Source organism: Kitasatospora sp. NPDC059747, from assembly GCF_042732955.1.
Classification (GTDB): Bacteria; Actinomycetota; Actinomycetes; order Streptomycetales; family Streptomycetaceae; genus Kitasatospora.
This window is the reverse complement of the sequence record NZ_JBHWGV010000177.1, coordinates 6931-13820: the sequence shown is the minus strand read 5'-3', so window position 1 is coordinate 13820 and position 6890 is coordinate 6931. Positions and strand designations below refer to the sequence as shown.

The following is a 6890-nucleotide window of genomic DNA, read 5'->3' as shown; positions in this document are numbered from 1 at the left end:
ACCCCCCCCGCCTCGCGCCTGTGTGGGACCCACGCGCCCCCCCCCCCCCCCCCCAATACCCCCACCCGGTGGGCGCAGATAACCCCCCGCCCCACTCACCCGCCCCACCGCACAAGTCGTGGCAGACCCGCATACGATCGTCCACGGAAACGGACGCCCGCGCCCACCCGGGCAGAAGGAGGAGAGCTGGCGAAACCACTGCGGGATCCGCGCACGACTCGACGCTGGCACCGACCCGAACGTCTGGGGCGGCAGGCTCCCACTGCACCACGCAGCAGGCTTCGGCTCTCCGAAGGTGGTGGCCGAACCGGCCGGCCGCCTCTCGGACGTGGACGCGTTTGAGGACCGGACGACGGCACTGTGGGAGGCCGTCATGACCAACCGGCCGGACTACGCCCGGGCCCTCGTGGCCGCCGGTGCCGATCCCTGGCGCCCCCAGCTCGGCGGTTCCCCTGAGGAGGTCCTGGTCGGCTACCTCTACCGCCACCACCACGAGCGCCCGCGCCGTCACCGGCCCCGCCGACATCTGGGTCCGGCTGCCCGACATCGACTACTGGGAGCGCTGAAAATCCGGTCGTGGAAGCCACCGCCGGGCTGTCATCCTCGCTTAATGCTGCTGAAACTGACCGGCTCCAGCTGTTCCGGGAAGTCCACGCTCGCCTTCGCCGTGGCCGGCCGGCTCCGGCAGGTCGCCGTGCACGACTTCGACGAGGTCGGGGTGCCGGAGAACGCCGACCGCCAGTGGCGGCACCGGATGACCGAGCTGTGGGTGCGTCGCGCCCTGACGTACCAGGACCGCGGCGCCGACCTCCTGTTGACCGGCCAGTCCCCGCTGGGCGAGGTCCTGGCGGCGCCATCGGCCCCGCTGCTGGACGGGATCGCAGTGTGCCTGGTCGACGTCGCCGACGACGTCCGCCGGGAGAGGCTCACCGCACGGGACGCGGGCCGGTGGGACTCCTCCGCCGTGGACGCCTTCCTCGGCTGGGCGGCCTGGCACCGCGGCCACGCACGCGATCCCCGCCACCGGCCGAACGTCATCACCGGCGGCAGCGGCCCGGAGATGGCCTGGCACCGCTGGACGACCTGGACCGCCGCGGACCCCCGGTGGCGCACCCACCGGCTCGACACGACGGGCCGGCCCGTCACGGACTCCGTCGACCAACTGGAGCAATGGGTTTCCGACCAACGCGAAGCACACCGCACCGGCCACCTGCCCCTGGCCCCCGGCTGGACGGCCATCACTGACCACACCACCTGACCCGCTGACCCGCTGACCCGCTGACCCGCACAGGAAGTCGGCCGCCTCGACTTCTCCATCCCCAAGCACCCTTCCTCGCCGACCAGCCCGCACCCAGCCCCAACCGCCAGGCTCAGTGGTCCGTCGCGGGGATCGGTCGGAGGCCCAGTGAACCGGGTTGGCACCGCCGGTGGGACACGGTGTGCCGGGTTCGCGTGCCACACCGGCCGTGAGCGTCGGCGGCGGGCGGGCGCCTCGGCGGCAGCCCGCCCACCCTTGTGGCTACTCGGCCGTGACGATCTCGTTCACGATCCACGCACCGAGTTCCTCGGTCATCGTGGTGTGCCCTTCGTTGCGACTGGCGCACACGAAGGCGTCGAGTGCGCTGCCGTCCGGGGTGATCGGCTGGTAGAGGGCCTTCGGGTCGCTGATGTCCCCGGCGGCGACGGCGCTGATGGCCGGGATGAAGCAGGACGTCGTGATGACGTCCGGGTCCACGGTGTTGCCGAGAAGACCCATGAGCATGGCGGCCAGGCCGAAACTGCCGGTGTCGCCCACCGGGGACGGCGCAGTGAACAGGCCCCCGGGGGCGCCGTCGATGTCGGGCAGCCCGCTGGTGCGGACCCGCACCGGCTCGCCGCCGGTCTTCTGCAGGCGGGCGACTTCCTGGTCACCCTGCGCCTGGGTCTTGAGCCACGTGTCGTGCAGCGTCTCACCGTCGCACTTCACCGCGGTCTCGTCGGCCTTGACGCCGTTGCCGTCGCCGGAGTGCACACCATTGGCGACACCGATCTTGCGGACGTTCTGCGGCCAGCCACCGACCGCGTCGAGCGCCCGGAGGAACGCCGCCCGCTCCTCTGCCTGCTCCGCGGTGCCGTCGGCCTTCGCGATGTGCCACCGCGCCATCTGCTTCGCGGCCGTGCTGTTGAGCAGCCCGGAGAACTGGCGCAGGACGGGCCCCAGGGTGGGCTCGTCTCCCCAGTTGTCCGTCGCGAAGTGCGTGAACGCCTGGAGGGCGATGGGGAACCATGCGCCCTGGTGGGGGGTGTCGTAGGAGAGGTAGAGGGCCGTCTCGTGGTCGGGAAGGGCGGGGTCCTGCTCCATCTTCGCCAGCGCGTAGCGGGTGACCAGTCCGCCCATGCTGAATCCGCCCACGGTCAGCTTCGCCCTGCCGACCCGCTCCATGATGGTCCTGCGGATACAGTCGATGACGGTGTCGGCGTTGGCCGTGATCGACGCCGTCCGGTCCTCGTAGCCGAGGATGATGACGTCGCGCCCGGTCGCGTGGAGTTCGGAGATGAAGCGGAAGTCGCCGTTCTCCTCCAGGCCGTTCCAGAGCTGGTCGAGGTTGCTCGCCCCGCTCGAGAAGCCGTCGGAGAGGATGACGGGACGGACGAGCTGCCTGCGGTTCAGCGGGCTGTAGTAGACCCAGGCGGTTCCGCCGGCGAGGGCCCACTCCTCATGCGGTTCCGGAGCGGGGGGAAGCGAGGACCGGGCCCCAGGGGCAACCTGACCCCAGACATCAACGACGGGTGCAGACATAGCAGTTGACTCCTTACGTACTTCCCGGGCTCGCCGAACGGCTGACCTCAAACGGCACCCTAAGGAGGGAAGCAGCACTACCGAGGACAGTGGACACGTGGTTCACCCGAAGGTGGCCGCCTTCGCCCCGAAGGGTGTGCGCGTCCGCGAGATGGGCATAGTGCTCCGACCACCCGCTGCCCTCAGCCCACTCAGGGAAGGAAAAGGCACCGCCCGGCGATGCGCTCGACACCGAACGGAGCGCCGACCGCTGGGCTCACCCGACCGCGAACGTGCGCCGCAGGTGCCCGACCAGACGCCCCGGGTCGCCGACCGGCAGGCGCGCGCCCAGGTAGCCGTCCGGCCGGATCACGAAGGCCTCGCCGTCCGTCGCCGCGTACGCCTCCCGGAAGGCACCGCCCGCGTCCCGGAGGCCCGGGAGAAACAGCCCGGCCGACGGCTCGGCCCCACGCGCGAAGACGACATACGCGTTCAGCAGCCCGTGCGCCGCCACCCCCGCCGCCTCGGCGCAGGCCTGCAGGCTGCGCAGCTCCGTCTCCGGCCCCGCGTACAGCAGCAGCGTGTGGTGCGGGCTGCGCAGCAGGTCGAAGAGCCGCACGGGGTGCGACACCATCGGGCGCTCCAACTGCCCGCAGTCCGGCGCCCGGTCGCCGGGAACGGGCACCTCGGCACCCTCCAGCGCACCCTCCAACTCGCCCTCCGGCTCGCTCAGCGGCCCGCCCCGGTAGTTCACCAGCAGCTGTGCCTCGCGCCGCAGCTCCAGCCCCTCCCCGGTGAAGCCGGACCGCGCGTGCCGGACGGTACGCCCCACGACCTCCTCGCCCACCGGGTGGCGCTCGGCGTGGTAGGTGCCGAGGAGCCCGTCGGCGGCGAGACCGCGCACTGCGAGGGCCAGCTTCCAGGCCAGGTTGTAGGCGTCCTGGATGCCGGTGTTCATGCCCTGGCCGCCGGTCGGCGGGTGGATGTGGGCGGCGTCGCCGGCGAGGAAGACCCGGCCGTCGGCGTAGCGGTCCGCGAGGCGGTGGCTGATCCGGAAGGAGGAGGACCAGCGCAGGTCACCGATCGTGGCCGGGCGCGGCGACAGCCGGTCGACGACCGCCTGGAGGTCGGCGAGCGAGGGCCGCCAGCCGTCCTCCAGCCCGTGCGCGACGCCGCCGTCCGCCTCCGCCGGCCGCTCGGCGGGCGCGAGCATCGACAGGCGGTAACGACCCTCGGGCAGCGGGACGCAGATCAGCGCGTCGCCATCGGTCCCCATGGACCGCACGGCCCAGCCCTCGGGGAGGTCCCAGTCGACGGCGACGTCGCCCAGCATGTAGCGCGAGGGGAAGGCGTCCCCCTCGAAGCCGATCCCGAGCGACCGCCGCACCCGGCTGTGCGCGCCGTCGCAGCCGATGACGTACTGCGCCGACACCTCCTCGTCACCCTCCGGAGTCGCCAGCGAGGCCCGGACGCGCCCGTCCTCCTGCACCAGGCCCGTCAGCTCGCAGCGCCGCTCGACCGCGGCTCCGAAACCCGCCAGGTGCTCCGTGAGCAGGCGTTCCGTCCTGTACTGCGGCAGCGCGGCGAACCCGTACGGCACGTCCGGCGGCAGGCGCAGGTCGAGGCGCGGCCCGGGCTCGCCGTTCAGGTACGTCAGCTGCCCCTTGAGCGGCACGGCCTCGTCGAGCACGCGCGGGAGCAGCCCCATCGCGTCCCACAGCTCCAGCGTACGCGGCTGGATCCCGACGGCCTTGGCGTACGGCTGCGCCGCCGCCAGGCGGTCGACGATCCGGCACGCGACGCCCCGGCGGCGCAGCTCGGCGGCGGCCGTCAGCCCGACCGGTCCGGCTCCCACGACCAGTACGTCCGTCTCGCCCATGCGTGCTCGCTCCTCGCGGCCCCGGCCCCCGCTCCTCCAGCCTCCGCCCGCTCCCGACGGCCCGCCAGCCCGCCAACCCGCCAACCCGCCAACCCACAGAAAGCTCACAGAGCACTTGTTAGACATTTAGCCAAGATGCTAAATAGAAGGCATGACAGAAGCTCAGGACGAGACGGGAGCCTTCCGCGCCCTCGCCGATCCGACGCGGCGCCAGATCCTCGAAGACCTGCGGGGCGGCGAGCTCGCGGCCGGCGAGATCGCCGCCAGGTTCGCGATCAGCGCGCCGTCCATCTCACGCCACCTCGGTGTGCTCAAGGGCGCCGGACTCGTCACCGAGCGGCGGGAGGGCAACCGGATCATCTACGCCCTCGCCGAGGAACGCCTGGCCATGTGCGTCGGCCGGTTCCTCAGCGCCGTCTGCCCCGAACAGATCGTGCTCCGCCACACCAAGTGGCGGCCCAAAACCGAGGGCGAGGGATCATGAGGCAGCCGAAGCTGTCCAGCGTCGTCGAACGACGCCTCCTGGTGAACTACCGCGTCGACCCGGACGTCGCCGCACGACTGCTCCCCGGCCCGCTGCGCCCCCACCTGGCCAACGGCCACGCCGTCGCGGGCATCTGCCTGCTGCGCCTCGGCGAGGTCCGGCCCGCCTGGGCGCCCAGGGTGTTCGGGCTGCGGAGCGAGAACGCCGCGCACCGCATCGCCGTCGAGTGGGACGGCCCCGACGGCGTCGAGAGCGGCGTCTACATCCCCCGGCGCGACACGGCCTCGCCACTCAACGCCTGGGCCGGCGGCCTCCTCTTCCCCGGCGAACACGGCCGCGCGGACTTCGAGGTCCACGAGACCCCCGACCGGGTGCGCGTCGCACTGGCCGCCCGGGACGGCGGCACGCGCGTGGACGTCACCGTCGACCTGGCGGACGATCTGCGGGACAGCGAGCTCTTCGCCGACCTCACCGAAGCCTCCCGCTTCTTCCGGCTCGGCGCGAAGGGCTTCTCCCCCACGAGGGCCGGCCACCACCTGGACGGCATGGAACTGGGAACCGACGCCTGGCACGTGGACGCCGGCCGGGTCCACTCCGCCGCATCGTCCTTCTTCGACGACCCGGACCGCTTCCCCCCGGGCAGCGCGACCCTCGACTGCGCCCTCGTCATGCGCGACGTCCCCGTCAGGTGGCAGCCACTCCCGCCCATGGCATGCGAACAGGCGGCCCGGATCGCCGGCTGACGATCGACCGGCGGTGGAGCATCCTGACCGGGCCCGGCCGCCGCCCAGGCCCACTCGTCCGCCGCGGACCGGCTCTTGCTGACGAAATGTCAGCAACTGCCGCCCATCGCCTTGACGGTGCACTGCCACAGGCCTAGAACGTAGGCAGCCGCCCGGATCCCCACCCTCCGGGCACAGCGAAAGTTCGTCTTCTCGATCCCCCTCACCGAGGAAGAGGCTTTCCCATGCGCCTTCGCCGCCACCTCGCCGCCACCGCCGCCGTCGCCGCGGTCGTCCTGGGCGCGATTCCCGCGTCCGCCGCCCAGGCACCGGATCAAATAGCCGACGCGGCAGCCGTGTTGACCACCGACAGTGCCGGAACCACCGCCGTCGCCGTGGGCGACGCGCTCGTCGCGCCGCTCGCCGCCAACACCAGCGCCACCTTCTACTCGACCGCCACCAGCACCACCGGCGTCACCTGTGCGACGTCCCAGCTCTCGGCCACCGTCCTGACCAACCCCGCCGCGCCCGGCACGGCGACGGAGTCCTTCACCGGGCTCACCTTCGACTCGTGCACGGCCAACGTCACCGGCGTCACGAACGTCGAGAGCCTGACCGTCGGCAACCTGCCCTTCACCCTGTCCGTCGACGACGGCGCGGGCCTCCCGCTCACCCTCGTCGGCGGCGCGGCCGGGCCGATCCAGGCCAGCGCCGTGCTCGACACCTGGTTCGGCACGATCACCTGCACCTACCAGCTCAGCGGCAGCTTCACCGGCAACGCCGACAACGGCGCCCACAGCCTGACCTTCACCAACGAACACTTCGCCAAGAGCGACGGCTCCTCGCTCTGCCCGGGCGACGGCTACTTCTCCGCCACCTTCGGGCCCGTCACCGACACCACCGCCACCGGCAGCCCGGCGGTCACCGTCAACTGACGCGAACCCCGGGGGGGGGGGGGCGGGCCCCCGCCCGCGGGGCCCCGCGCTCACCCGCCCCCCAGGCGCGGGGGGAGCACCCCCGGGGGGGGGGGTGCCCCGCGCTCGAGTG

The 6890-nt window shown here is 72.6% G+C and carries 7 protein-coding genes; 5 read left to right on the top strand and 2 right to left on the bottom strand.

The genetic code is table 11. From position 1 onward, the window contains the following. Positions 1–416: 416 nt before the first annotated feature. Both ACFV4G_RS40590 and ACFV4G_RS40585 read left to right on the top strand, forming a co-directional pair. Positions 417–566 carry a hypothetical protein gene (locus ACFV4G_RS40590; RefSeq protein ID WP_380448147.1) on the top strand — a complete coding sequence of 50 codons (150 nt, stop codon included), beginning with the start codon at positions 417–419 and terminating at the stop codon, positions 564–566. A gap of 44 nt (positions 567–610) precedes the next feature. Next, positions 611–1258 (top strand): hypothetical protein, encoded by a 648-nt coding sequence (locus ACFV4G_RS40585; RefSeq protein WP_380448145.1) that lies wholly within the window; start codon positions 611–613, stop codon positions 1256–1258. Between the two features lie 261 nt (positions 1259–1519). On the opposite strand, the gene ACFV4G_RS40580 is transcribed toward ACFV4G_RS40585, so the two are convergent. Together ACFV4G_RS40580 and ACFV4G_RS40575 are read right to left on the bottom strand one after the other, a co-directional pair. Beyond that, a complete protein-coding gene (locus ACFV4G_RS40580; protein ID WP_380448143.1) occupies positions 1520–2779 on the bottom strand; it encodes an esterase/lipase family protein in 1260 nt (419 codons plus the stop codon). Positions 2780–3035: 256 nt separating this feature from the next. Further along, positions 3036–4637: an FAD-dependent monooxygenase gene (locus tag ACFV4G_RS40575; protein ID WP_380448141.1), complete on the bottom strand. Its 1602-nt coding sequence runs from the start codon at positions 4635–4637 to the stop codon at positions 3036–3038. 151 nt (positions 4638–4788) lie between these two features. Here ACFV4G_RS40575 and ACFV4G_RS40570 point away from each other — a divergent pair, with 151 nt between their 5' ends. The 3 genes from ACFV4G_RS40570 (at position 4789) to ACFV4G_RS40560 (ending at position 6778) form a co-directional block, all read left to right on the top strand. Continuing rightward, entirely contained in the window at positions 4789–5121 is a 333-nt protein-coding gene (locus tag ACFV4G_RS40570) for a metalloregulator ArsR/SmtB family transcription factor (protein WP_380448139.1), read from the top strand. Continuing rightward, positions 5118–5864, top strand: a complete 747-nt coding sequence (locus ACFV4G_RS40565; protein ID WP_380448137.1) for a DUF2071 domain-containing protein — start codon at positions 5118–5120, stop codon at positions 5862–5864. The genes ACFV4G_RS40570 and ACFV4G_RS40565 overlap by 4 nt, the downstream gene beginning before the upstream one ends. A 224-nt stretch (positions 5865–6088) precedes the next feature. Then, positions 6089–6778, top strand: coding sequence for a Tat pathway signal sequence domain protein (locus ACFV4G_RS40560; RefSeq protein ID WP_380448135.1), 690 nt, complete (start codon positions 6089–6091; stop codon positions 6776–6778). Positions 6779–6890 lie beyond the last annotated feature (112 nt).

Coding starts and splice junctions, on each gene's coding strand:
- ACFV4G_RS40575 (WP_380448141.1), bottom strand. CDS start 4,637: ATGGGCGAGACGGACGTACTGGTCGTGGGAGCCGGACCGGTCGGGCTG.
- ACFV4G_RS40560 (WP_380448135.1), top strand. CDS start 6,089: ATGCGCCTTCGCCGCCACCTCGCCGCCACCGCCGCCGTCGCCGCGGTC.
- ACFV4G_RS40585 (WP_380448145.1), top strand. CDS start 611: ATGCTGCTGAAACTGACCGGCTCCAGCTGTTCCGGGAAGTCCACGCTC.
- ACFV4G_RS40565 (WP_380448137.1), top strand. CDS start 5,118: ATGAGGCAGCCGAAGCTGTCCAGCGTCGTCGAACGACGCCTCCTGGTG.
- ACFV4G_RS40580 (WP_380448143.1), bottom strand. CDS start 2,779: ATGTCTGCACCCGTCGTTGATGTCTGGGGTCAGGTTGCCCCTGGGGCC.
- ACFV4G_RS40570 (WP_380448139.1), top strand. CDS start 4,789: ATGACAGAAGCTCAGGACGAGACGGGAGCCTTCCGCGCCCTCGCCGAT.